The organism is Novosphingobium sp. CCH12-A3 (assembly GCF_001556015.1).
In the GTDB taxonomy this organism is placed as follows: Bacteria; Pseudomonadota; Alphaproteobacteria; order Sphingomonadales; family Sphingomonadaceae; genus Novosphingobium; species Novosphingobium subterraneum.
On sequence record NZ_LSIA01000138.1, the window covers coordinates 23,972 to 47,953 of the forward strand.

20 protein-coding genes are annotated in these 23,982 nt (G+C 60.6%); 5 read left to right on the top strand and 15 right to left on the bottom strand.

Annotated elements, in window-relative coordinates:
- Positions 1 to 5: 5 nt before the first annotated feature.
- Positions 6 to 1,013 carry an NADP-dependent oxidoreductase gene (locus AX703_RS11080; RefSeq protein ID WP_062344051.1) on the top strand — a complete coding sequence of 336 codons (1,008 nt, stop codon included), beginning with the start codon at positions 6 to 8 and terminating at the stop codon, positions 1,011 to 1,013.
- On the opposite strand, the gene AX703_RS11085 is transcribed toward AX703_RS11080, so the two are convergent.
- From AX703_RS11085 to AX703_RS11100, 4 genes are read right to left on the bottom strand one after another with little or no spacing between them, the layout of a single operon-like run.
- Complete coding sequence (locus AX703_RS11085; protein WP_062344053.1) at positions 1,010 to 1,810, bottom strand: SDR family NAD(P)-dependent oxidoreductase; 801 nt, start codon at positions 1,808 to 1,810, stop codon at positions 1,010 to 1,012. The genes AX703_RS11080 and AX703_RS11085 overlap by 4 nt on opposite strands.
- A gap of 42 nt (positions 1,811 to 1,852) precedes the next feature.
- Positions 1,853 to 2,767 (bottom strand): helix-turn-helix domain-containing protein, encoded by a 915-nt coding sequence (locus AX703_RS11090; protein ID WP_231735495.1) that lies wholly within the window; start codon positions 2,765 to 2,767, stop codon positions 1,853 to 1,855.
- A complete protein-coding gene (locus tag AX703_RS11095; RefSeq protein WP_062344058.1) occupies positions 2,767 to 3,171 on the bottom strand; it encodes a carboxymuconolactone decarboxylase family protein in 405 nt (134 codons plus the stop codon). Before AX703_RS11095 ends, AX703_RS11090 begins: the two co-directional genes overlap by 1 nt.
- Before the next feature lie 25 nt (positions 3,172 to 3,196).
- Positions 3,197 to 3,637, bottom strand: coding sequence for a limonene-1,2-epoxide hydrolase family protein (locus tag AX703_RS11100; protein WP_197423681.1), 441 nt, complete (start codon positions 3,635 to 3,637; stop codon positions 3,197 to 3,199).
- A gap of 221 nt (positions 3,638 to 3,858) precedes the next feature.
- On the opposite strand from AX703_RS11100, the gene AX703_RS11105 reads away from it, so the two are divergent.
- Positions 3,859 to 5,010: a DUF1679 domain-containing protein gene (locus tag AX703_RS11105; protein ID WP_062344161.1), complete on the top strand. Its 1,152-nt coding sequence runs from the start codon at positions 3,859 to 3,861 to the stop codon at positions 5,008 to 5,010.
- Positions 5,011 to 5,139: 129 nt separating this feature from the next.
- Here the strand turns inward: AX703_RS11105 and AX703_RS11110 are convergent, their stop codons facing one another.
- On the bottom strand, positions 5,140 to 5,664 hold the full coding sequence (locus AX703_RS11110) for an ester cyclase (RefSeq protein ID WP_062344062.1): 525 nt from the start codon (positions 5,662 to 5,664) through the stop codon (positions 5,140 to 5,142).
- 187 nt (positions 5,665 to 5,851) lie between these two features.
- Between AX703_RS11110 and AX703_RS11115 the strand changes: the two genes are divergently transcribed.
- Together AX703_RS11115 and AX703_RS11120 are read left to right on the top strand one after the other, a co-directional pair.
- On the top strand, positions 5,852 to 6,310 hold the full coding sequence (locus tag AX703_RS11115) for a nuclear transport factor 2 family protein (RefSeq protein WP_062344064.1): 459 nt from the start codon (positions 5,852 to 5,854) through the stop codon (positions 6,308 to 6,310).
- 124 nt (positions 6,311 to 6,434) lie between these two features.
- A complete protein-coding gene (locus AX703_RS11120) occupies positions 6,435 to 8,771 on the top strand; it encodes a membrane-bound PQQ-dependent dehydrogenase, glucose/quinate/shikimate family (RefSeq protein ID WP_062344066.1) in 2,337 nt (778 codons plus the stop codon).
- A gap of 49 nt (positions 8,772 to 8,820) precedes the next feature.
- On the opposite strand, the gene AX703_RS11125 is transcribed toward AX703_RS11120, so the two are convergent.
- Positions 8,821 to 9,747, bottom strand: coding sequence for an SMP-30/gluconolactonase/LRE family protein (locus tag AX703_RS11125; RefSeq protein WP_062344068.1), 927 nt, complete (start codon positions 9,745 to 9,747; stop codon positions 8,821 to 8,823).
- Positions 9,748 to 9,890: 143 nt separating this feature from the next.
- On the opposite strand from AX703_RS11125, the gene AX703_RS11130 reads away from it, so the two are divergent.
- Positions 9,891 to 10,655 (top strand): tyrosine-protein phosphatase, encoded by a 765-nt coding sequence (locus tag AX703_RS11130; RefSeq protein WP_062344070.1) that lies wholly within the window; start codon positions 9,891 to 9,893, stop codon positions 10,653 to 10,655.
- Between the two features lie 44 nt (positions 10,656 to 10,699).
- Here the strand turns inward: AX703_RS11130 and AX703_RS11135 are convergent, their stop codons facing one another.
- From AX703_RS11135 to AX703_RS11175, 9 genes are all read right to left on the bottom strand, one after another.
- On the bottom strand, positions 10,700 to 11,794 hold the full coding sequence (locus AX703_RS11135) for a CaiB/BaiF CoA-transferase family protein (protein WP_062344072.1): 1,095 nt from the start codon (positions 11,792 to 11,794) through the stop codon (positions 10,700 to 10,702).
- A complete protein-coding gene (locus tag AX703_RS11140; protein ID WP_062344163.1) occupies positions 11,794 to 12,723 on the bottom strand; it encodes a 3-keto-5-aminohexanoate cleavage protein in 930 nt (309 codons plus the stop codon). Before AX703_RS11140 ends, AX703_RS11135 begins: the two co-directional genes overlap by 1 nt.
- Before the next feature lie 88 nt (positions 12,724 to 12,811).
- Positions 12,812 to 15,496, bottom strand: coding sequence for a LuxR C-terminal-related transcriptional regulator (locus AX703_RS11145; protein ID WP_082734536.1), 2,685 nt, complete (start codon positions 15,494 to 15,496; stop codon positions 12,812 to 12,814).
- 111 nt (positions 15,497 to 15,607) lie between these two features.
- The gene (locus tag AX703_RS11150; protein WP_062344074.1) at positions 15,608 to 17,836 is read right to left on the bottom strand and encodes a molybdopterin-dependent oxidoreductase; all 2,229 of its coding nucleotides are present in this window, start codon (positions 17,834 to 17,836) and stop codon (positions 15,608 to 15,610) included.
- Positions 17,837 to 17,963: 127 nt separating this feature from the next.
- Positions 17,964 to 18,791: an SDR family NAD(P)-dependent oxidoreductase gene (locus AX703_RS11155; protein ID WP_062344077.1), complete on the bottom strand. Its 828-nt coding sequence runs from the start codon at positions 18,789 to 18,791 to the stop codon at positions 17,964 to 17,966.
- The gene (locus AX703_RS11160) at positions 18,788 to 19,678 is read right to left on the bottom strand and encodes a MaoC/PaaZ C-terminal domain-containing protein (protein ID WP_231735496.1); all 891 of its coding nucleotides are present in this window, start codon (positions 19,676 to 19,678) and stop codon (positions 18,788 to 18,790) included. The genes AX703_RS11155 and AX703_RS11160 overlap by 4 nt, the downstream gene beginning before the upstream one ends.
- Entirely contained in the window at positions 19,678 to 20,622 is a 945-nt protein-coding gene (locus tag AX703_RS11165) for an alpha/beta hydrolase (protein WP_062344079.1), read from the bottom strand. Before AX703_RS11165 ends, AX703_RS11160 begins: the two co-directional genes overlap by 1 nt.
- A gap of 5 nt (positions 20,623 to 20,627) precedes the next feature.
- Positions 20,628 to 21,785, bottom strand: coding sequence for an acyl-CoA dehydrogenase family protein (locus tag AX703_RS11170; RefSeq protein WP_062344081.1), 1,158 nt, complete (start codon positions 21,783 to 21,785; stop codon positions 20,628 to 20,630).
- Positions 21,782 to 23,962, bottom strand: a complete 2,181-nt coding sequence (locus AX703_RS11175; RefSeq protein ID WP_197423682.1) for a 3-hydroxyacyl-CoA dehydrogenase NAD-binding domain-containing protein — start codon at positions 23,960 to 23,962, stop codon at positions 21,782 to 21,784. The genes AX703_RS11170 and AX703_RS11175 overlap by 4 nt, the downstream gene beginning before the upstream one ends.
- Positions 23,963 to 23,982 lie beyond the last annotated feature (20 nt).

The following is a 23,982-nucleotide window of genomic DNA, read 5'->3' on the forward strand; positions in this document are numbered from 1 at the left end:
GGCTGATGACTTCAGACACTATCAACGCTCGTGTCCTGCTGGTGAATCGGCCAGCAGGCGTGGCGCAGGCCAGCGACTTCGCCATCGTCCACGATGCCTTGCCCAAACCAGGGCCGGGCGAAATCCTTGTGCGCAATCACTACCTGTCGGTCGACCCCGCGATGCGGGGCTGGATCGCAGACGTCGGCAATTATTCCGCGCCCGTCGCCATCGGCGAAGTCATGCGCAGCCTGTGTTCCGGCGAGATCGTCGAATCGCGCAACGCAGATTACGCCATTGGTGAGTTTGTCACCGGCTGGTTCGGATGGCAGGACTATGCCGCTGTCGGTGCAGATCGCATCGTACGGCGCACCTTGCCTGCCGAAGCGAAGATGGCGCTCGGCATTCTTGGCCTTAACGGGACGACCGCGCTGCTCGCGCTGACCACCATGGGCGTACCGAGGCCCGGCCAGACCGTGGTTGTCTCGACTGCCGCCGGAGCAGTCGGCTCGGCTGTCGGACAGATCGCGCGCATCCACGGCTGCCGCACGATCGGCATTACCAGCAGTCCGGCCAAAGTGCGGGATTGCTTGGAGATGTTCGGCTATGACGCTGCGATTGATTATCGCGCGGAAGACATCGGCGCGCGCCTCGCCGCGCTATGTCCTGACGGAGTCGATGTCTATTTCGACAATACGGCAGGTGCCATTTCAGACGAAGTCATGCCGCATCTGGCACAAAAGGCGCGCGTCGTTGTCTGCGGTACGGCGTCGTATGATCGCTGGGAGCCCTGGCCCGAAGGCCCGCGCGTCGAACGTCACCTGTTGGTAAAGCGTGCGCGGATGGAAGGTTTCGTTCTGTTCGATCACATGGACCGGTTCGACGAGGCTGTTGACACATTGCGCAGCTGGATCGCAGAGGGCCGCCTTGCGTTTCAGGAAGACGTGCTGACCGGAATCGAGGCCTGCCCCGATGCTCTGGCCGGGTTGTACCGGGGCGAGAACCGGGGCAAGCGTATCATCCAGCTGGTTTAACTCGCTGCTTCCATGAACGCCTTGAGATCGGCGTAGTGCGGCTGATGGACTAGGCCGCCCCCCGAGATCGAGATGTTCTCGCCAGTGATATAGCGCGATTCATCCGAAGCCAGAAACGCCACGAGCGCTGCGATGTCGTCGGGCGTGCCGAATTCGGGCGTCAGGATGTGGCGCTTGATGATGTCCTTCAGGCCCGGCACCGTCTTGTCGAGTGCTTCGGTCAATACCACGCCGGGGGCAATGCTGTTGCAGCGAATGTTCTGGCTGCCATGCTGCGTCGCAACGTACTTGGTCAGGGTAATGATCGCTCCCTTGGTCGATCCATAGGCAATGCGCGCCAGATCGCCCGCCGTCCCCGAATTGGACGCGGTGTTGACAATCGATCCCCCGCCGTTCGCAATCATGTGCGGGATCGCATAGCGACAACCAAGCATGTAGCCGGTCAGATTGACGTCGAGGATCTCCTGCCAAACGGCCAACGGAATGTCGGTGGCAGTAGTGTCCTGCCCCGATTTCACAGGGTCCGTCATAGCCGCGTTATTGTGCAGGATGTCGAGCTTTCCGAAATGGCTGACGGTCCGCTCGACCAAGTCCTTGACAGATTCCGCACTTGCAGCGTCGAACTGCACCGCAATCGTAGCATCGCCCAGCGGCTCTGCCGCGCGCTTTGCCGATTCCTCGAAGATATCGGCTATTGCAACTCGCGCGCCTTCCGAAACCAGTCGTTTTGCAACTGCCGACCCAATTCCGCCGCCACCGCCTGTGACGATAGCAACTTTGCCTGCCAATCTGCTCATATCACCCATTTCCTGAAAAGTGTTGTCGAGGGAGAGGACAGGCTACTGCAGCATTGCGGGCCGCAGCCGGTACTCACGCGGGGTCATTCCTGTTGCTGCACGGAATGCGGCTGAAAACGCCGACGAACTGCGGAAACCGCACCGCCAGCTGACTTCCTTGATCCGGTAGTTGTTTGATTGGAGCAGCTCCTTGGCGAGGTTAATGCGGCAGCGCGCGATGAACTCGCCGATGCTGCTGCCGGTAGCTTGCCTGAAGACACGCGCAAGATTGCGCGTGCTCATGCCGCAGGCGCGGCCGATCTCGGAAATGCTCAATGAACTCGCAAGATTGCTCCTGATGTATTCTTCGATGTGCTGTACCTGCCATGCCGATGCCGGGCCGCTGCCATGATGGGACATAGATCGCGACCACCGTGCAAGTTCCACGGTCGCGCCAATTGCAAGCGATTCCAGCAGGGCCCCGGCAGCAAAACCAGGCGCAGCAAGTTCGCTGGCGATTGCCAGAAGGTACCGTCGCAATGCGATGTTCTGGATATCGGCACGAGGTTCTGATGTTCCGAGCGGATTCTCGCCCTCGAATATCTCCTCCAGAAACGCATCGCCGAATGACAGACACAGGAGGTTGCGCCTTTCCAGCGCTGGCTGCCCCCAATAGCGCACGTTCGGCGGCAGATACAGCACTCCGCCGGTATGCTGTGGGGCCGCCCACCTCTCGGACTGCAGCACACTGCGACGAATGTTGCCGTCCAACGATATGTCGAGATAATGCTTCTGAGGAAGCAAGTGTCCTGACGAAGGGCGAACCCACTCGAACTGCCTGATGTCCATGCTGAGGTCGTGGCTGGCAAAGCGTGCAACGATCTCGAAGTCATGAAGCAACTCGCGGTTTTGGACCGACCAGTCGCTTTCCGGCCTGATCAAGACGGCGCCGGGATCAGGCAATGCCGCGTGCAGCATCAGTTGGCTGCCTTGTCTGCCTGCCTGAGCGCGTGAACCTTGGCCTTGGCCGCTTCAATGCCGCGAAACAGCGCGGAGGCGTTACCAGCGCCTGCATAAAACAGCAGGAAGTGCGGAATGAGATCGAGCTGTTCCTTTGTAAACTCGTCGTTGAGCAGGGCCCCGGTCATCTGCGTCTCGATCAGGTCCGGGCGGCCGAGCATCGTCGTAAGGCCCAGAACCATCAACCGCTTGTCACGAATGCTCAGTGCCGGATCGGCCCATAGATTGCCGAACTGGTTGTTGACGATTTCCTGATTGAAGCGGTGGTCCTTGAAGGGCTGCATCATTTCTGAATAGCCCGCCCCGTAAACAGCGTCGACGACTTCGCATCCGTTGGCCCATGCTTCGTCATTCTTGCTCATAAGTAATTCTCCGAAAAATAGCCCTTTAGGCAACAGCTTGAGTATCCATGATCTTCCGCATCTCTTCGCCGCTGATGCCGATCTGGTCTGCTATGTCCAGCATGTCCCAGTATTCGCGCCAGAAGACGATCTTGTCGTCATCGTTGACAGTGAATACCCCGACGACGTTGGTGATCACTTCGCGGTCCCCGTCGATGAGGCGCACGCGGTCAACACGTTCGGTGAATACAGTGTCCCCGGCGCTGGCGATGTTGATCAACGCGCAATCGCAGTCCTTGTATATGCGATACTGCCGTTGCGCCTCGCGACAGATGCTATCAGCACCATAAACAACCTCTGCCAAAGGCACGACAGCCTGCCAGCGCGCGTCCGGGGCAAGTGCATTGCGAATCTTGTCGAGATCCAGCGTTGCGGTGTGAAAGAGCGTGAGAAAATTCCTGACTGCTGCTTCCTTGCTGTTCGACATGCCTGCCTCCATCCCCTCGCCGATCTCTTCGGCTGATATTGCGATTTGGTCGGCAGGAGACAGCCTTCACACCTTCCTATTGGCAGGGTCCAACGGCGCTGGCTTGGCCAGAAACGACAGGCATAGAACATCGCGGAACCGCATTTGCATGACGCCGGGGGAGTTGTTTCCAGACGCAGCCTCCCAAACGTCGCACGAAAGCTTCAGAGAGGAGATCAATGATGACACAAGATCCAGCGACAGAAAAAGCAGTAGTGGATCAGAATCGGGTGCCGCGCCCCTACCCGGCCCGCACCGAACTGCTGCCCAGCGGCCGATTCACGCCCGACGCACAATGGTTGGGCACGCTCATGTCGTACAAGTATCCGGGCGTTGTCGCGGAAAAGATGGAGGTCGTCCAACTGTTCGACAGCCACACCACGAAGCTGCGGGTCGCCGTTGACTGGAATGCCGCTGGCATTGCTGCCGGCTTGCCGCGCAATCTGTGCATCAAGTCAAACTGGTCGGGGGGGTTCGAGAATGTCGACATCCATGCTCTCGAGGCGCGATTCTACCACTTCCTTACCGACAAGATGGCCTGCCAGACCGCCAAGTGCTATTACTCCGACTGGGATGATGACGGTTCGGGCCGTGGCGTGGTCGTGCTCGAAGACCTGATCGATCTCGGTGGCAAGTTCGGCCACAGCACGCAACACAGTGGCATCGATGTGATCGCAAGCAACCTGGCTGATCTCGCCAAGCTGCATGGCGGCCTGTGGAACAGCCCGCTGATTACGCCGGAAGCCGCGCCGTGGCTGCCGACCTCGATGGGCGTTCCTGTCGACTACGATCAGGTACGCATCATGTGGCACTGGATCGGCGAAAATCTCAAGGATCCCAACTTCCGCGCCATCGCCCCCAAGCATTATCTCGACGATCCCGAACGGGTATCGCGCGCTTACGACAAACTGACGGAATACGAGCGAGCATTCAAGGCACCCTATTGCGTGATCCTGGGCGATTGCCATCAGGGCAACACCTATATCCTGCCATCGGGCGAACGACTGTGGCTCGATTGGCAGCTTGGCCGTCGCGGTCGGCCGTGGCGCGATCTGACCTATTTTACGGTTGGTTCACTCACCATCGAGGAACGCCGCCATCATCACAAGGACCTCGTCGCGCACTATCGCGATTGCTTGATCAAGGAAGGCGCAACCGATGTGATCGATCTTGAAACGATCTGGAACGAACAGATTCCGCGCTGGGTCATGTATGGCATCCAGGCCTGGGTCGCCAACATGGACTACTGGGGCCAGAACGGCCTGCCAATGAACGAGCGCTTCTTCGCAGCTGGCGAAGACCTCAACACGTGGAAGCTTCTGCTGGGCGAATGATCACGGGAAAGGCGTTGAGGCGGGTGGCCTCAACGCCAGGTGTCATCAGTCTATAGCAAACAGAAGAAGGGCCGCGTTCCATGATGGAACGCGGCCCTTTCATTGCACGGCAAACGCCGCAGCAGAACCTTACTTGTAAGGATCGACCGGCTGGGGAACTTCGATGACTTCGAGATCCTTGAGCATCGTCAGCACGTCCGAGATCGAATAGATGTGGTCGATCTTGTCGCCACGGAAACGCAACCAGGAGAACCACACCACGTTGAGTTCATTGCCGGTGGGCTGGACGCCCATGTACGGTCCGCCGGTATGCTTGCCGTGGTGGTGGCACAGCACGCAGATTTCGTCTTCGCCGCGGCCCCAGGCCTTGAGCGTGCGATAGATGCTGGGCGGGAAGGTCTTGTACAGGCCCTGCGGCGAGGTCTTCCACACGTGATACGTACCCAGATCGGGACGGTTCGGGTTGTCGTACGTCATCGTGTCGGTGTTGAAGTATTGGTCCATGCCGTCCCAGTCACCACGGTTGATGACTTCGTGCAGGTTCATCCAATGTTCGACCATGAACTTCTGGCGTGGGGTGAGGCCTGCGGTGATTTCGTCACGCTTTTCCTGCGACAGGACGAAATCGGCTTCGGTAAAGGGGGCAAGGCCCATGTCAGTCTCCTAAGGTAATCCGCGTAACGCGGGGTGTTCGGGCATGGCCGGAACAACATCCCGGCGGGCGACGATTTCTTTGGCGAGCACGCCGCACACTTCAACCTACCTTTGGAGAGGCGGTTATACGTCGGCCTTCATGCCAACATCAAAATAAGAGAAAAATGCAAGATCCCGGGAGAGCGGCATGGCCATCAGTGTTCAGGAAATGTCCGACCGGTTTGAGATCCAGGATCTGCTCGTCGGCTATTGCTATGCGGTCGACACCCGCGATTTTGACAAGCTGGACGATTTCTTCACTGCCGACGCCTTCATCGACTATTCCGAAATGGCGCTTTTCAAGGGTAACCTGGCCGAGACCAAGGCCTTCCTTGCCGCCAGCTTCAAGCAGGTTCTCGCCGCACAGCATGTTGTCTCGACCACGCGTTATGAATTTGCGGCAGATGGTCAGAGCGCGAGGACCAAGACGGTCTGCTACAACCCGATGACCGTCACCAACGGCGCGGAAACCAACACCATGATCTGCGGACTTTGGTACATCCACGATCTGGTCCGCACCCCCGATGGCTGGCGCATCGCTCGGCTCTATGAAGAAAAGAGCTACCTCATCGGCGTGCCCGTATGGCTGAAAGGCCAGATGGGCTGATCCCAGAGGGGTTCGGATAGGTGTGATGAACCATCCTACTTGACGCTCGTCAATCGTTGCTGTCCGCCAATCCTCGCAATTTCCCGTGCCTGCACGAGGCACATCTGGCCAGACCGGAAAACCGATGCAGCGCTTCCTCAACACTCTGTTCCTCCTCATCATGTTGGCAGCAGGTGCCGGATTGACCGTTCTGGGCGGGCAATTGGCCAACCTTGGCGGCTCGCCGTGGTATCTGGTCAGCGGGCTGGTCATGCTGGTCACGGCGGCGCTCGGCTTCAGGCGCAAGGTTTTGTCGATCCACCTGTTCTGGGGGTTCCTCGCCGCCAATCTGGCTTGGGCACTGTGGGAAGTGGGCATAGACGGATGGGCACTGGCTCCGCGTCTTGCCATGCCGCTCTGTCTTGGGCTTTGGATGCTGTCGCGCGCCTATCGCGCGCATGTCGGCATCACTGCGCCCCTGCCTGCCGGGCGCTTATTATGGCGCGGGCTTGGCCTGAGCGTCGTCGTCTCGATCGCTGCATTGTTCTGGATCAACACGCCGCCGTCGGCGACGAGCGATGCCTATGGCCCCGCCCCTGCCTCGGCGCAGGACGGTGAATGGACGTCATACGGCAACGATCGTGGTGGCTCGCGCTACTCTAAACTTGCCCAGATCACGCCAGCCAACGTCGGCAATCTCGAAAAGGTATGGAGCTTCCATATTGGCCCTGCGCCAGCTGGCAGCAAATCCTCGTTTCAGGCGAACCCGATCAAGGTCGGTGACAAGGTCTATATCTGCACCGGAGCCAACGACGTCATTGCGCTCGATGCGGAAACGGGCAAGCAGGTGTGGCGCCATCGTTCCCGCGCCGACAACCACGGCGTCTATGGCCTCACCTGTCGCGGCGTGACCTTTTATCGGGTGCCCGGGGCCTCGGGCCATTGCGCGCAGCGAATCTACACAGCAACCGTTGATGCGCGCCTTCTGGCGATGGATGCAAGCGATGGTCGCAGTTGCGAAGGCTTCGGAAAAGATGGCGTCATAAGCCTGCTTGAAGGCATGACCCCGGTGGAGAAAGGCTACTATTTCGTCACCTCGCCGCCCTCGCTCGCCCGTGGCAAGCTGGTGCTTGGCGGCTGGGTAACCGACGGGCAGCACACAGGAGAGCCTTCAGGCGTGATCCGTGCGTTCGATGCGGTCACCGGCAAGTTCGCTTGGGCGTTCGACGCAGGCAAGCCCGATTTCCACGATATGCCCCCGGCCGGACAAAGCTTTACGCGCGGGACGCCCAACAGTTGGGCGCCGATGAGTTCTGACGACACTCTTGGCCTCGTCTATGTCCCTACCGGCAATGCCACGCCCGATTATTTTGGCGGTCACCGCACCGCCAATGACGACAGGTTCTCAAGTTCGGTCGTGGCTCTCGATGCGGAAACCGGTACCGTTCGCTGGTCTTTCCAGACCACGCACCACGATTTGTGGGACTATGACGTGGCATCACAGCCAACGCTGGCTGATCTGCCCGGCGGCATCAAGGGCCTTTTGCAGCCTACCAAGCGCGGCGAAATCTTCTTCCTCGATCGCGCGACTGGCAAACCCATCCTCCCGGTCGTCGAAAAGCCAGTGCCGAATGATGGCGTACCGGGTGAACGGATATCGCCCACGCAGCCGTACTCGGTCGGCATACCGTCCTTCGGCGGACCGCGTCCCACAGAAAAGGCGATGTGGGGCCTCACGCCGATAGATCAGGCGATGTGCCGCGTGCGCTTCCGCCAGGCCCGCTTCGCAGGCGACATGACGCCGCTTTCCACGACCAAACCAACGCTGACCTGGCCGGGCTATCTTGGGGGCGTCGACTGGGGCGGTATCTCCGTCGATCCGGTACGCCAGTTGATGATCGTCAACAACAACCAGGTCGCCAACTACAACCGCCTGATCCCACGTGCGGAAGCCGACAAGCAGGGTGTCAAGCCCATGACCGCAGCCCATATGTCAGACGTCGGGGGGCCGGTTGCGCAGAAAGGCGTGCCCTATGCCGCGCACATCACGCCATTCCTCTCGCCGCTGGCGATTCCCTGCCAGCAACCGCCTTATGGCCGCATCAACGCGGTCGATCTGCGCACCGGAAAGATGGTGTGGACTCGCCTTTTCGGCACCTCGCGCGATAGTGGCCCGCTGGCTCTGCCCACTTTCCTGCCGATTCCGATGGGCGTGCCCAACATCGGCGGATCGGTCACGACAGGCAGCGGCCTCGTGTTCATCGGCGCGACGCAGGAACATGCTTTCCGAGCCTATGACGTTGCCACGGGCCGCGAACTGTGGCGTGCACGCCTGCCCGCAGGCGGCAACGCCTCCCCTTCGACCTACTGGTCGCCTAAGAGCGGGCGGCAATTCGTGGTGATCGCGGCAGGGGGCCATGCGGCCATGCTTTCTGGCGCCAGCGACGAGATCGTGGCCTATGCCCTGCCACGCAAGTATTGAACAAACGCGATGTTGGGATGTTTTCCCGCGGAAAAATTCCAACACGGCTTCAGCCAAATGCCAGTTCAAGCCCCGGCACGTCCCAGTCGATGATTGCAACGCGGCCCGTGCTGCCCATTGTAACATAGGCCTTGCGGCGATCTGCACCGCCAAAGGCAATGTTGGTCGTCAGGAAATCGGGAACGTCGATCACATCCGGTGCGCCACCTTCGGGCAAAAACACGAGGATTGCCCCCTGCCCCGGCGAGGCGCAGCATATGCGTCCAGCGCTATCGACCGCCAGACTGTCGAGATACATTCCCGGCCCCGCCCGCCCCACAATCGAACTGCCATTGGGCATGTGTGATTGCGATGCGTCGATAACCCCCGGGCCGGCCAGTGTGAAACTAAGCAGATGCCCTTCATGCGTCAGAGCGACATAGAGCGTCTTGCCATCCGGTGAGAGGCCGATGCCATTAGGGCTGTCGAGTGAGGACACCACTTCGCGCACATCAGAACCATCTGCCTTGGCGTAATAGATCGCGCCACGCATCCGGGTGCGGCCCCGGTCGCGCCCGAAATCGGTAAACCAGAACCCACCTGCATTATCGAATACAATATCGTTCGGCCCCCAGAACGGCGTCTTGTCGCTATGGGCATAGAGCGTCTCGAACGCCCCGGTCTTCAGATCGACGACCTGAATATGCCCGGGCGGCGTACCCAGCGGCGTTTCGAGCGGCAGAATCCCGCCATCGGGCAGAATCGTGTGTGCAACACCCCCATTGTTGCAAACGTAGCATCGCCCGTCCGGACCGATTGCGGCGCCGTTCGGCCCACCACCAAGCTCCGCCACGACACTTCTTGACCCATCCGGCGCTATGCGCGTCAGCCTGCCGCCCACCACTTCAACCACGATCACGCTGCCATCGGGCAGCGCAACAGGGCCTTCGGGCAACAACAGTCCGTCCGTCAGATAGCCGCTTATCGCCTTGCTCATGGCAATCTCCGCTTTACCTTTCCCGAAGGCTATCTGTGCCCGAACTGCTGACACCCCGCCGCACGGCAGGTGAGCGAGCGGCCATTGCCCGGCTTCGTCCTCCCAAATGCCTGCCGCCAAACCCAACGCGTTACGAGGACACCATGACCCAAGCTCTTTCGAAGCTGAATTTCCGCGACCTCGGCGGCTTGCGAACAGCCGACGGCGGGATCGTGCGCCCCGGGATCATTTACCGCTCGGAAGGTCCAGCAAGTTTTGGACCGGTTCATCACGAGGAACTCGCTGCGCTGAACATCAAGCTGGTCTGCGACTTGCGCTCGGAAGGTGAGCGCGAAAAGGACCCCAACGGCTGGGCCGCGTCCGCGCGCCTGCTCAATCTCGATGTGACTGCCGACTTGCGTGTGAAGACCAACAATGGCTGGGAAGCGCTGCGCGAAGACCAGTCATCCGAAACGATCCGATCCGCACTGGTCGGCAACTATGCGGCGATCCCCGCCGCCCTGCGCCCGCATCTGAAGCATCTGGTGGAATCGATCGTCAACGGCGAAACGCCGATGCTGGTCCACTGCACCGCAGGCAAGGACCGGACAGGCGTGATGGTTGCGCTGCTGCTGAGCGCGATCGGCGTACCCGATGACGTCGTGATCGCCGATTACGAACGTTCGGACGTGTTTGCCAAGAACATGCGCCTGCGCGGCGGGATCGAGGAACAGTTCATGGAAGCGTTCGGCTTCATCCCCACCCAGGATCTGATCGATGCGATGATCGGCGTCGATGTTGCCTTTCTCGAAGCCGCATTCGAGATGATCAAATCCGAATATGGTGATCTGGACAGCTACTTCGCCGCGGCTGGAGTCGACACCACCTTGCTGGCCAGGTTCCGTGAAACGATGGTCAGTGACGGTTGAACGCGTTGGCGGGGCAGCACGCGATCGGCGCTGCCCCAACCGTTTCACGACCAGCGCCGCACGGCATTTTCAATCGTGAGCGTTTCAGGATCGGCCGTATTGCCCGGCGTTGCGGAAAAGCGCGGTGCGGGCGCAGGCTGGCTGATGCCTCCGTGCGCCACAAAGGTTCCGCGCGCTGCGTTGTGCGGATGGAGCGGGGCTTCCGCCATGGACAGCACCGGGGTGACGCAAGCATCGGTCTGTCCGAACAGCGTGGCCCATTCATCGCGGGGGCGCGAGGCAAAACAGGCGGTGAAGTCGGCTTCCATGCGCGGCCAGTCGGCGCGGTCGTTCTGCCTGTAACCGCGATCTTCCAACCCCAAGCCTTTGATCATCTGCGCGAAGAACTGCGGTTCAAGGCAACCTACCGCCACGTCCCTGCCATCCGCGCAGCGGTAGCAGCGATAGAACGGCGCACCCCCATCGAGCAGGTTTGACGCCGGAGCGTCCTTCCACAGCCCCTTGGGTTCCCACGCGTAGAACAGACTCATCAGCGAGGGCACGCCGTCAGTGATACAGGCATCGACCACCTGCCCCTTGCCCGTCAGCTTTGCGGAGAGAATCGCCGCGAGCAGCCCGGCGATCAGGAACATCGCCCCACCACCATAATCGCCGACAAGATTGAGAGGTACTGGCGGCGGATTTTCGCCATCGCCCATTGCATGAAGCGCGCCAGTGATCGACAGGTAGTTTATATCGTGTCCGGCGCGCAGCGCCAGCGGGCCATCCTGCCCCCAGCCGGTCATGCGCCCGAACACCAGTGCAGGATTGCGCGCCAGGCAGGCCTCAGGCCCAAGCCCGAGCCGTTCCATCACGCCGGGGCGATAGCCCTCGATCAGGGCATCTGCCTTCTCGATCAAACGCAACAGCTGTTCGCGGTCACCATCATCCTTGAGATTGAGGTAGGTGACGGCGCGGCTGCGGTGCAGAATATCTCCGCCGACATCATCCCATGCGCCTGCCCCCGCGCTCGGCGGGCGGGCGACGCGAACGATCTCGGCGCCCATGTCCGCCAGCAGCATGGCGGCCAACGGCACCGGCCCGATCGCGTCGATTTCGACGATGCGAATGCCGACAAGCGGCCCAGTCGCTGAGGTCATCAGATATTTGTCCGGTCCGCACCCTTGAGATCGAGAATCTCGCGCGCCTCATCCGGCGTGGCCACCTCAAGGCCCATGCCTTCGACGATCCGGCGCGCAATGGTGACTTGCTCGGCATTGGTTTGCGCCAGCCGACCTTTGCCCGCCCACAGCGAATCTTCAAGGCCAACGCGAACGTTGCCGCCCATCGAGGCGGCCATGGCGACAATGCTCATCTGACGAGCGCCCGCTCCCAGTACCGACCATTCATACTGATCACCGAACAGACGATCAGCCGTGCGCTTCATGTGCATCACGTCGTCCGGGTGGCTGCCGATGCCGCCCAGAATGCCGAAGCAGGTCTGAATGAACAACGGGGCCTTAACCAACCCGCGATCAAGGAAGTACTTCAGGTTGTAGAGGTGGCTGGTGTCGTAGCATTCGAACTCGAACCGAGTGCCAAGCGGGGTTAGTATCCCCAGCAGCCGTTCGATGTCGGCATAGGTGTTCTTGAACACCAGATCGCGTGAGGCCTCAAGCGCGACCTGCTCCCATTCGTGCTTGAACGTCTTGAACCGGTCAAGCATCGGAAACAGCCCGAAGCCCATCGTACCCATGTTGAGCGAGGCGACTTCCGGCGCGAACTTCGTGGCCGGGCGGATACGTTCATCCACCGTCATCGAAGGATGGCCTCCGGTTGTCAGGTTCAACACCGCATCCGAGCGCTGCTTGATCGCCTTGAGGAAAGGTTCGAACAGATCCGGGTTCTGGTCAGGACGCCCATCGACCGGATTGCGAGCGTGAAGGTGGATGATCGCCGCGCCCGCTTCGGCCGCACCGACGGCCGATTCCGCGATTTCGTCGGCAGTAATGGGCAAGAACTCGGACATTGAGGGCGTGTGGATTGCGCCGGTTATGGCGCAACTGATGATGACTTTGCCTTTTGCCATGATGTCCTCGTTCAAGAATGCCAGAGGCGCAGATGAACCACGCCCTCGCGGCCCGACAAACGCGGTCAACGCGTCTTGTGCGCCTATCTTACGTCAGGATACCGAACTGGCGCGCGCGCAGCACGGCCTGCGGACGGCGACGCACGCCGAGCTTGTCGTAGATCTGCTGCATGTACCATTTGACGGTGCCCTCGGTCAGGCCGAGCCGTTCGCCGATCTCGCGGTTGCGCAGGCCGCCGCTGACCATCACCAGAATGTCAATTTCGCGGCTGGCGAGACGTCCGGTAAGGCCGAAGGCCTTTTCGTCTTCGTCCATTTCCATCTGCGGCCCATTGTCGACGAGCGATACCAGCATGGTTGCGAACTTGTCGGCGCGGGTATCGAGCGTCGGGCCATTTGCGTAAGCCTCGCTCAAAAGCGCGGAGATGACCTCGCCCTCATCAAGGAACACGCGCGTCCAGCCCGCAGGCTCGGCCAGTTCCACAGCGGAGCGCACGGCGCGGCGGGCCTTTGAACGGTTGCCCTGCAGCACAAAAATCTCGGCCAGCAGCAATTCGAAGGCGACGGCCGACCGAATATCGCCACTGCGCCGGACAAACTCCAGCCAGCGTGTTGCAACCTTGTATGCCCGAACCAGCCGGTGACGGTGCATTTCGATCCGGATCCATGCAATCGCCAGACTTTCACGGCGACGTGATGGATTGAGCGTTGGCACAGGTTCTTCGTCGATCTGCTTGTTGACTGCCCGCAGCGCTTCTTCCGCCTCGTCGATCCGCCCGGATTTGACGAGGATGCGAACCTGCTCGGCGGCAAGGTGCGCGCGCAATCGGTCAAGCCCGCATTCGATCGCAACAAGATGCGCCTCCTCCAGACCCGAAAGCGCTGATACGCTGTCCCCCTTGGCAAAAGCCAGACGGGCGCGGACGAGATAGCCCGACGTGAGCTGGTCGACGAGGCCCCAATGACGGATTCCGGGCAGATACCGTTGAATTAGCTGCTCAGCGCGATCCAGCTCGCCGATTTCGTAGAGCAATTCGGCAAACGGCAAAGCGGGCAGAGCGGCAAGCCCCGGGATTTCTTCCTCGCGTGCTTCGGCCGACGCGAGCGCTTCTTCACTGAAGCGGCGCGATATTGCGGTCTTGCCCTGGGTCATCAAGGTCGGCACGATCGAGCACTTGAGCGCAATCGAGGCAAATTCCGATCCAGGCCGATCAAGCGCCCGACGGACTTCAGCCTCCAGTTTGAGCGCATCGTGAAAATGATAGAATTCGCGGCGGGCCGCAATCACCTGTGCCAGTAATGTGCAGCTAAGGTAAGGATCATCGTCCCCGATCTCGGCGATCAGCAGTTCGGCGTCGCGCTCGACCCGCACCATATCGTCCTGCGCTGCTGCAAGCATGATCTGGCGGTGACGAATATGATGGTCGAGAATCGTCGATGCATGGCTATCAAGTTTTCCATCGGCGACAAGCGTTTGGCGCAATGCAGACGCCATATCGATCAGCCGGCCGGCTGATGTGTATGAGAGCCTGCGGATTCGCCGCCATGCCATGGCAAGGATCAGCATCGGTCTCTTCGAGCTGACAGCGTGGGGCAGCTCCGAAGCGATCTGGTCGAGCCGGTTCAGGTGCCCTCGTGTGGTCAGATCATTTGCCAGCAGGTCGAGTTGATCTGCCAGAAACTCCTTGTCCCCGCTGGCTGAAGCGTGCTCCAGCGCTTTCAGCAGCTCGCCCTGCGTCGCATAGAAACGGCTGGCCCGGCGATGGAGCTCGGATGCTCGGGCAAATGCCCGCTCGTAAAGACGGCCCAGCGCCATCGCCCGGAACAGGGGATGGTAAGCATAACAACTGCGCTCCTCATCGATCGCATCGATGAAGAGACCTGCGCGGAAGGCGTCGTCCAGCATTGCGCGAGCATCGTCGTCACCCGTTACCGCAGCGCATGAAGGACCAGTCAACTCATCGAGAATGCACGTGTTGATAAGAAAGTCGCGCACTTCAGGGGTCTGCAGGTTGAGCACTTCTTCGGAGAAATAACTGGTAAATTCTCGCCGCAGGTAATCCGACAACGGCAGCCAGACCTTGCCGCGCGCCTGCTCCCGCCTGTACAACTCACCTCCGATGACAAGGCCGGCAGCCCAGCCATGCGCATCGCGAATGATTTGTTGCATGACGGAAGTATCAACCGGGACACCCGCAGTGCGCGTGACGAGTTCCGCGGCCTCATCTTCATCGAACGCGAGTTCCGGTGCGCCGACTTCAACAAGAAAACCAAGCGAACGCGCACGCGCGACAGGCACCGGCAAAGCCCCGCGCGAGATGAGTATGATCGTCATCGCATCCCGCACGCTCGATATGGCCTGACTGACGAAGTCCAGCACGGCTGACGGCAGCAACTGCGCATCGTCAATGACCAGTACAGGTGGCTTTTCATGGTGCTGCGCAAGTGCCGAAAGCCATTGCTCTTCGGCGCTATCGCGATCGAGATGGTCCCATTCAAGACCTGCCGCCATGCCTGCAGCCTGAAGTGCGCCAAAGAACGAAGGAAAGTCGCGGATGCCTGCCCTGACCGACAGCCACATGGCGGGGCGACCCTGCTGCTTCATCTGTTCGAGGCAATAAAGCGCGCCGGTTGTCTTGCCACTTCCCGCAGGCGCGCAGAACGTAACCAATCGCGCACGACAGATCGCATCAACCAGTTTCAGCAGACCCTTGCGGGGAACGATGACTGATGTCTTGCGGGGCGGTATGATTGTTGTGGGGACGAGACCCATGATGTTGCTCTCTCTCCAAGGAAGCGACTCTGTCGGTCGTTTTCGCAGGTCTTGTCCCACACTCTCCTTTGCCATGCAAGTCTGTAATCCTATCCGTAGATAGGGTCTCTTCTAGGGTGAGGCTTGGGCAATCTTCGACACGGCAACAGGAATGGCCCCCATCCGGGGCTGCCCGAAAAAGGGGTCGAACGCCGCATTGGCATCCATCAGCCGCGAGGTGCAACCTCCCTGCCCCAAGGGATCATCTGCCTCGTCCGGATTGGTGCCGAAGCAATGCGACATCGAGACAGTGCCGGGCCGCAAGCGCGCGTCAGCCTCGACGACGCCCTGGATTTCGCCATGCGCCGAACGAATGCTGACGATGTCACCGGCTGCAAGTCCTTGAACAGAAAGGTCGGCAGGACTCATGAAGGCCGGATTATAATTTCGCTTGGCAGTAAGCTTGGGGTTGTTGCGCCCGATCGAATTCATCATCTCGTTTGCACGGCGCGGTATAACCAGCAGCGGGAATTCCTCGCTGGGAGCAGTGGTATCACCCCGATTTGTCAGAACCACCGCAAGTTCGGCCATCATCGTCGGGTCAGCCAGTTCGAGCTTGGCAACACAGCCTTCCGCACGGGGCAGAACCGTCAGATCCAGCTCGGCAAAGACCTTGCCGTGGGTATGCTGCCTGACTTCGGCCAGAGGCACGCGCGAGCCCGCGCACATTGCCTCGAACATCTCCTCGGTGGTCGGCCGCCTATCCAGTGGCAGGACAAAGGGGAGGGGCGGCTTGTCCCCGTGCTGCCCGGTGCCGGCTGCATTGCCGAAATAGGTAATCTGTTTGCCAAGCCGCCTGGCCAGTTCGTAGAAGAACTCCCAGCTTTCGATCATGTCCGACCCCGCAGGTGGTTCGACCACTGCCGGTGCGTACTGGGCATAGGGAGTCTCGTAGCCTCCGGTCCAGATGCCATAGTACTTCATCGATTCCGAAAACTGCGAACAGGCTGGCGTCTCAAGCGCCATCCTGTCGGGAATGACGTAGTCGGCCATACGAGCGGTATTCGACATTTCTACGTCGATGGATACCAGCAGGTCGAGCGATGCCAGCGCCCGCCCGGTCCGGGTCTGATCCGGCAGGGAAACCGCCGGGTTGCTGCCTGAGCAGATGAGTGCGCGCACCTGCCCTGGGCCGGGCGTGAGGATCTCGTCGGGCAGCGTTCCCGTTGGCGCGCCGACAACGGTCTGCGGAAGAGCGTTGATCCGGCTCGTCCTGCTGTAATCCAAGGGCTGGTAAGGTGCGTGCGGCTGGGCACGGATGGCAACGTCGGGAAGGAGGACATGCGGCTGTGCATGAGCCTCACCTGCGCGGACCCACCGCCCGCAGACGGTGTTGAGGCACAACGCAAGATATTCGCACAACGTGCCATGAAGCGGGAAATGCGCGCCGGTGGCCGTAACGACGCAGCCGCTTTCCGCCTGCGCAAAAGTGCGGGCAGCCAGCACCACGTCCTCAGCGCGAATTCCGGCAACCGATGCAACATGGTCCGGCGTGAAAGGTGCAACAGCGGCCTTCAGTGCCTCGATGCCGGCTGCATTTTCGCTTACGAACTCTGCATCGTAGAGGTTCTCCGTCAGGATGACACGGAGGATGCCAGCCAGAATGCTGACATCCTGTCCCGGCTGCGGCGCGATGTGCAGGAAAGCGTGGGCAGTGGATTCGGTTGCACGCGGATCGATCACGATCAGCTTCATGCCGTCCTTCACCGCCTGCTTGATCGTCTGGCCCGGGTTGACCATCAGCCCTTGCTTGGAAATGACCGGATTGGTCCCGACCATGATCCAGGTCTTGGCAGTGCTGAATGGTTGCGGTCCCGGAATCCACCGTCCGTGCAGCGCCTGGGCGATAACCTTTCCAGCCTGGTCAATCGTCTGGACCGAAAAGAACCGATCGGGGAAGGTTCCCATCGCCATGACGAACATGGCGCCGATTACCGGATTGATCGGATTGGTCAGGTTGCCGTTGCCTGGATAGACCGCAATTGCTTCGGATCCATGCTCGGCGACAATAGCCTCGATACGCGTGGCGATCTCTTCGACCGCCTGTGCCATCGGGATTTCGACATAGCTGCCGTCCGACATGCGCTTTCGGGGACGCAGGACGCGCGTGGGCGAATAGTGCGCATCGGGCATTGCCCGCCCTTTCGGGCAAGTATATCCACCGTAGATAGGTGCCTGACGGTCGCCGACAACCTTGGTCGCACGGCCATCCACGACCGTCACCTCAATTGGGCAGCCTGCCCAACACACCTTGCAGATTCCGTAACGAATTTCGCTGCGTTGGGCTGTCGTTTCGATCATGGCTTGTCCTCTACCCTTGCCGACCTTGCTGGCCGAAGGGTACCCGGCAGCTGCCGCTACCGGGGTGGAACCCATGTGAAACTTCGAACGTTCAGTCAGAACCTGTCGTTGGTAAGGTTGCCTGCCGTTACATCGACCAGCCGCCGCCAGCTACGATCACCTGGCCGGAAATATAGTCTGCATGCGGCAAGCACAGCATGAATACCGCGCCGGCCGCCTCTTCAGGCGTGCCTGCCCGACCGAGCGGAATGCCCTTTTCCATGGCAGCCAGGATCTCGTCACTAACCCCGGCCTTGATCTCGCGATCCTTCACCATGATGGTAGACGAGCCTGCCTCACCAGTGGTCATCCGCGTCGTAATCGCGCCGAACGCCACCGCGTTCACACAGACGTTGTAGCGGCCCCATTCCTTGCACAGCGTTTTGGTCAGGCCGACGATGCCCGCCTTGCCTGCCGCATAGCCGCTTTGCCCCACGTTTCCGCCAAGGCCGACGACAGAGGAGATGTTGATCACCGTGCGCCGGGTAGCGCGCCCGTTGGCGGCGATCTCAGCCTTGGCTGCATTGGCGATAACCGGTTGTGCCGCCCTCAGAATGCGGAACGGTGCGGTCAGGTGCACGTCGATCATCGCCATCCACTGTTCGTCACCGGTCTTCTGAATCACAGAATCCCACGCATAACCGGCGTTGTTGATCACGATGTCGATCGTGCCGAAGGCATCGACAGCCGCACCGACAAAGCGCTCAGCGAAATCAGGCGCGGTCACATCGCCGCAGCACACAATGGCGCGGGCACCAAGCGCCTCAATCTCGGCCGCCGTTTCAAGGGCGAAAGCTTCATCGAGGTCGTTGACCACGACATTAGCGCCCGCACCGGCCAACTGCAGCGCGATCGCCTTGCCTATGCCGCGCCCAGAACCCGAAACCAGTGCAACCTTGCCTGCAAGCGCCTTCACGAACTTTCTCCTTCAAGCCGGCCGACAAAGCGGTCCACGCTTGCCGTCCCCCCATCAATAACAACCACATTGCGCTCCTGCGCGATGGCCCTGAACACTATTTCGTTCCCATCCCGCCAGCTTTCCGTGCGCACTGTGTCACCCGGGAATACCGGGGCCGTGAAGCGTGCGGCGATCGAGGACAGGATCGTCGGATCCCCACCGCAATGCAGGTGGGCTAAAGCGCGGCACGCCAGCCCCAGCGTGGACAGCCCGTGCAGGATCGGCCTGTCGAATCCGCCTTGCTTGGCGGTATCGGCATGTACGTGCAGCGGATTGCGATCACCCGACAGCCGGTAAATCAGCGCCTGCTGTCGACTTGTCGGCAAGGCCAGGCTGAACGGCGCAGGGCCATTCGGCATGGTGACAGGCGGGGGACCAGACAAATTGCGCTCTCCGCCAAAACCGCCCGCCTCACGCAGCACCCACAGTTCAGACAGTTCCGCAACAGTATTGCCCCCGAGATCCTTCAGGGTGCGATAAGCGCGGAAGAGCGCTGACTTGCCAGGGCCCTTGTCGGCGATCTCGCCAATACGGGTCGATCCGATGAGTTCATCCTGCGGATCGAGCGGGCGATGGAGCACGAGCGACTGCTCGCCGTGCAGGATACGCGGCCAATCAAGGCCCACCGCCGGGTCCATCAACCAGAACCCCGGCGTGCCGAGCACCAGGGCCATTGTCGGCAGGACTTTCAGGTTGCGTTCGAACACCATGTCGAGTTCGTCGATATCGGGCGAAAGTCCTGCACCGGTCCCCAGCGCGTAGAGGATCGCGTCACGCGGATCGTAAAGATCATGCGCTTGGGGGACCGCATAGCCCAGCAAGCGTTCGACATCCAGAATCGGCATCAGAGGTTCAGAGCGCGGCTCAGCGCGGCGCGCTTTTCGGCCAAGGCGCGCTTCGAAACGGAGGCGTCGGCGGCGATTGCATAACCGTGCGGACAACCGGGGTAGACGTGCAATTCAGTCGCGACCCCGGCAGCAATCAAGCGCATTGCGTAATCCACATTTTCATCCAGAAACAGGTCGAGCGCGCCCGTGGCGATCAGCGCAGGCGGCAGGCCTTCCAACGTGGTTTCACGCGCTGCGGCGGCGTAGGGCGAGACACCGGGGTTGCCGGGTTCGGCGTTCAGCAGGCAGCTCCAGCCAAAGTGATTGTCTGACGGGCCAAAGATGAATTCGCCGGTGACAGGATTGCGTGGACGCACACAGGTGCGGTCGTCGATCATCGGCGCATCAAGGAGCTGGAATGTGAGTGCAAATTCGCCCCGGTCGCGCGCCAGAAGCGCCAGCGATGCTGCCAGTCCGCCCCCGGCGCTTTCGCCCATCACCGCGATCCTCGCCGGATCAATGCCGAGCGTGGCGGCGTTGTGGTGAAGGTAACCGAGCGCGGTGTAACAATCCTCTATGCCAGCGGGGAACGGATACTCTGGTGCAAGGCGGTAGTCGACCGAAAGGATCACGATGCCTAGCTGGTGCGCGGTGTCCATCAATTCGGGCACGTTCATATCGGGCATGCCGATAATATAGGCGCCGCCGTGAATATGCAGGAGCGCAGGAACCACGCCGGTCAGGCCCGTTGGTTGTAGCACGATCGCGCGCACCTCATGGCCTTCGGGCGAGGGAATGTAGATTTCTCGCCTTTCTACCGGGAGGTCGGGGACCGGTGCCCCCTTCATCAGCGGCTCCAGGGCCGCACGCATCGCGGGCAGCGTCTCAAGCGTGGCATGCAACGAGGGGAACGCCTCCAACACGGGCAGCACTTCAGGGTCGACCAGACGGCGCGTACTCATCGTGTTCAAAACATCTTGCGTTCGTCGAGACCCAAGCCGCGACCGATGATCTCGCGCATGATTTCCGACGTACCAGCGAAGATCCGGCTGATGCGCGCATCTGTGTACATGCGGCTGATCCGGTATTCTTCCATATACCCGGCACCGCCGTGAAGCTGGACGCATTCATCCATGACGCGGCCTTCCAGTTCCGAGGAGAGAAGCTTTGCTCCCGAGGCATCTTCCGCAGTCAATTCGCCTGCGTTGAGCAGCAGGACAAGTTGGTCGATGTAGGTCTGCGCGGCATCGAGTTCGGTGCGCATCGAGGCCATCTTGAAGCGAGTGTTCTGGAACGCGCCGATGGGCTTGCCGAACGCCTTTCGCTCCTTCACGTAATCGAGCGTGATGTCGAACGCGGTCTGCGCTGTCGCCATGAAGCCGATTGCAGCGACAAGGCGCTCCTGCGCGAGGAAGCGGGCGAGATAGCGGAAGCCCTGCCCCGGATCGCCCAGCATGTTGGCCTTGGGCACTTTTACGTCGTTGAAGAACAGTTCTGCTGTATCCTGCGCATGCAGGCCCATCTTAGCCAGCTTGCGACCGCGTTCAAAGCCTTCCATCCCGCGTTCTACCACCAGCAGGCTGAGGCCGTGGCGGCTTTCGGGATCGGTGCGCGCAGCAACCACGACCAGATCGGACAGGATGCCATTCGAGATGTAGGTCTTGGCGCCATTCAGCAGCCAGTGATCGCCCTTGTCCTCGGCGCGGGTCTTCATGCCGGCAAGGTCCGAACCCGTCCCAGGTTCGGTCATCGCCACGGCGAGAATCTTCTCGCCCGAGACGATGCCGGGCATCCAGCGGTCCTTCTGCTCGTCAGTGCCCAACTTGTCGAAATAAGGCGCGACCAGATCGTTGTGGAGATTGATGTAGAAACCAATGTCGCCATGGCGCATGTTTTCTTCGATGATGATCTGTTCGAAGCGGAAATCGTCGATCCCCGCCCCACCGTATTTCTCGTCCGCCCAGGTGCACAGCAGGCCCTGCTCGCCCGCCTTGCGGTAGAGCTCGCGCGGGACCATGCCTTCCTTACGCCATTTTTCGGCATGAGGGCCGACTTCGGCCTGCATAAACTTAATCACACTGTCGCGGAACTGCTCGTGTTCCGATTCGAAGATCAAGCGCTTCATGCTGAGGTCAACTCCTTGGCGACGGCCTGTCCCGGTGCAGGATAGAAACCTTCACCCTTTGCTGCCTTGGCGCGCAACCATGCCGAAGGGGCAAATCGCTGGCCATAAAGCTTGGCCAGACGGTCAGATTCCTCAACGAAGGTGGCGATGCCGACGGTGTCGATATAGCTGAGCGTGCCGCCAGTCCATGCCGGGAAGCCCCAGCCATAGATCGCGCCAAGATCGGCGTCCTCTGGCGTTTCCAGTACACCTTCCTCGAAAGTTTGCGCGGTCTCATTGGCCTGGGAATAGAGAAAGCGCTTCTTCAGTTCTTCCTGATCGGGCTGGGCTTCCGACACGGGAAATTCTTGCGCCAGGCCAGCCCACAGACGCTTGCCACCGGCCGCCGGGTATTCGTAGAATCCGCCGCCTGCCTTACGGCTGCCGCGGCCCAGTTCGATCATTCGACCAAGTACCTTCATGCCCCGTTCGATGGTGTACTTGTTTTCCTCTTCGGTGGAATCGCGTGCGGCTTCGGCCACGATCTTGACCGGCAGTTCCATCGTCACTTCGTCAAGCAGTGCAAGCGGGCCGATCGGGAAGCCTGCAGCCTTGGCGGCATTTTCGATGCGGGCAGGCTCAACGCCATCTTCCAGCATCGCCACGCCTTCGAAGATGAACATGCGGAACACACGGCTGGTGTAGAACCCGCGGGAATCGTTGACCACGATCGGCGTCTTGCGCAGCTGGGCGATGAAATCGAGCGACTTTGCGAGCGTTTCGGGCGAAGTCTGCTTGCCCATGATCACTTCGACCAGCCCCATGCGGTCAACCGGCGAGAAGAAGTGAATGCCGATGAATTGGTCGGGCCGCTGCGATGCCTTGGCCAGATCAGAGATTGGCAGCGAAGAAGTGTTGGTAGCAAACACTGCGGTAGACGGGATCACCGCTTCGGCTTTGCGCGTGGTGTCGGCCTTGATTGCAGTGTCCTCGAACACCGCCTCGACAATCATGTCGCAGCCTTCGAGCAGCGCGTAGTCATCGGTCGGTGTGATCCGCGCGAGCACGGCGTCAGCCTTGTCCTGGGACAGCTTGCCCTTCTCGATCAGCTTGGCCTGCGCCTTGGCAGTATAGGCCTTGCCCTTTTCTGCAGAGGGGACGTCACGGTCGAGCAAGACGACCTCGATCCCGGCATTGGCCGCAACAAACGCAATGCCCGCACCCATCATTCCAGCGCCAAGCACGCCAAGCTTCTTTACTTCCGACTTCGGCACGCCTGCCGGACGGCGGGCGCCCTTTTCAGCGGCCAGCTTGGAGATGAACGTTGTGCGGATGATGTTGCGCGCCACTGGATCGGTCAGCAACTTGGCGAAATACTTGCCTTCAACTGCCAGCGCCTTATCGAACGGTAGTTGCTGGCCTTCGAACACACTGGAAAGGATGGCCTGCGGTGCGGGCGTGTTGTAGCCTTTCTGCGCAATTGCGCCGGCCGCCATCATGTAAGCCGCTGAATCTTCAGGGACGGTGAGGCCCTTCTTCTGCGGCGGCACCCAGCCCTTCACATCCCAAGGACGAACGGGATCAGGGTCGGTGGCAAGCCATGCACGTGCCGCGTCAATCAGCTTGTCAGCAGGCACGACTTCATCGACAATGCCGAGCTTGAGCGCTTCTGCAGGAGCAACCGAGCGACCCGACAGCAGCAGATCGAGCGCGGTCTTGTAGCCGACTAGCAGTGCAAGGCGGACGGTTCCGCCCGAACCCGGCAACAATCCCACGTTCACTTCGGGCAGGCCCACCAGCGCCTTGGGATTATCGACCAGCACGCGATGATGGCACGCCAGAGCCAGTTCGAAGCCACCGCCCAGTGCGAGACCGTTGATCGCGGCGACCCATGGCTTGCCAGACTGTTCGATCGCGCGGTGCATGCGAGTGGCGCGCTGCGAGAACGCGAAGGCCTGAGCCTTGGTCAGAGTGCCGAAGCCCTGGACCAGTTGCGTGAGGTCGGCCCCTGCCATGAATGCGGGCTTGCCCGAGGTGAGGATCACCCCCTTGATGCTGTCGTCAGTGGCGATCTTTGTGGTCGCTTCTTCCATGTCGGCAATGAACGCGTCGTTGACGACGTTCATAGTCTGCCCGGCGGCATCCAGCGTAAGGATCGCGAAGCCGTCAGAGGTGGTTTCGAGTTTCAGGTTCTGCATGGGTTTTCCGCTTCAAAAGA

Bases quoted from the DNA above. Each gene is read 5' to 3' on its own strand.
- AX703_RS11175 (WP_197423682.1), bottom strand. From the start codon at position 23,962: ATGCAGAACCTGAAACTCGAAACCACCTCTGACGGCTTCGCGATCCTT.
- AX703_RS11120 (WP_062344066.1), top strand. From the start codon at position 6,435: ATGCAGCGCTTCCTCAACACTCTGTTCCTCCTCATCATGTTGGCAGCA.
- AX703_RS11095 (WP_062344058.1), bottom strand. From the start codon at position 3,171: ATGAGCAAGAATGACGAAGCATGGGCCAACGGATGCGAAGTCGTCGAC.
- AX703_RS11150 (WP_062344074.1), bottom strand. From the start codon at position 17,836: ATGATCGAAACGACAGCCCAACGCAGCGAAATTCGTTACGGAATCTGC.
- AX703_RS11145 (WP_082734536.1), bottom strand. From the start codon at position 15,496: ATGGGTCTCGTCCCCACAACAATCATACCGCCCCGCAAGACATCAGTC.
- AX703_RS11160 (WP_231735496.1), bottom strand. From the start codon at position 19,678: ATGCCGATTCTGGATGTCGAACGCTTGCTGGGCTATGCGGTCCCCCAA.
- AX703_RS11105 (WP_062344161.1), top strand. From the start codon at position 3,859: ATGACACAAGATCCAGCGACAGAAAAAGCAGTAGTGGATCAGAATCGG.
- AX703_RS11100 (WP_197423681.1), bottom strand. From the start codon at position 3,637: ATGTCGAACAGCAAGGAAGCAGCAGTCAGGAATTTTCTCACGCTCTTT.
- AX703_RS11085 (WP_062344053.1), bottom strand. From the start codon at position 1,810: ATGAGCAGATTGGCAGGCAAAGTTGCTATCGTCACAGGCGGTGGCGGC.
- AX703_RS11110 (WP_062344062.1), bottom strand. From the start codon at position 5,664: ATGGGCCTTGCCCCCTTTACCGAAGCCGATTTCGTCCTGTCGCAGGAA.
- AX703_RS11135 (WP_062344072.1), bottom strand. From the start codon at position 11,794: ATGACCTCAGCGACTGGGCCGCTTGTCGGCATTCGCATCGTCGAAATC.
- AX703_RS11080 (WP_062344051.1), top strand. From the start codon at position 6: ATGACTTCAGACACTATCAACGCTCGTGTCCTGCTGGTGAATCGGCCA.
- AX703_RS11130 (WP_062344070.1), top strand. From the start codon at position 9,891: ATGACCCAAGCTCTTTCGAAGCTGAATTTCCGCGACCTCGGCGGCTTG.
- AX703_RS11170 (WP_062344081.1), bottom strand. From the start codon at position 21,785: ATGAAGCGCTTGATCTTCGAATCGGAACACGAGCAGTTCCGCGACAGT.
- AX703_RS11090 (WP_231735495.1), bottom strand. From the start codon at position 2,767: ATGCTGCACGCGGCATTGCCTGATCCCGGCGCCGTCTTGATCAGGCCG.
- AX703_RS11115 (WP_062344064.1), top strand. From the start codon at position 5,852: ATGGCCATCAGTGTTCAGGAAATGTCCGACCGGTTTGAGATCCAGGAT.
- AX703_RS11140 (WP_062344163.1), bottom strand. From the start codon at position 12,723: ATGGCAAAAGGCAAAGTCATCATCAGTTGCGCCATAACCGGCGCAATC.
- AX703_RS11165 (WP_062344079.1), bottom strand. From the start codon at position 20,622: ATGAGTACGCGCCGTCTGGTCGACCCTGAAGTGCTGCCCGTGTTGGAG.
- AX703_RS11125 (WP_062344068.1), bottom strand. From the start codon at position 9,747: ATGAGCAAGGCGATAAGCGGCTATCTGACGGACGGACTGTTGTTGCCC.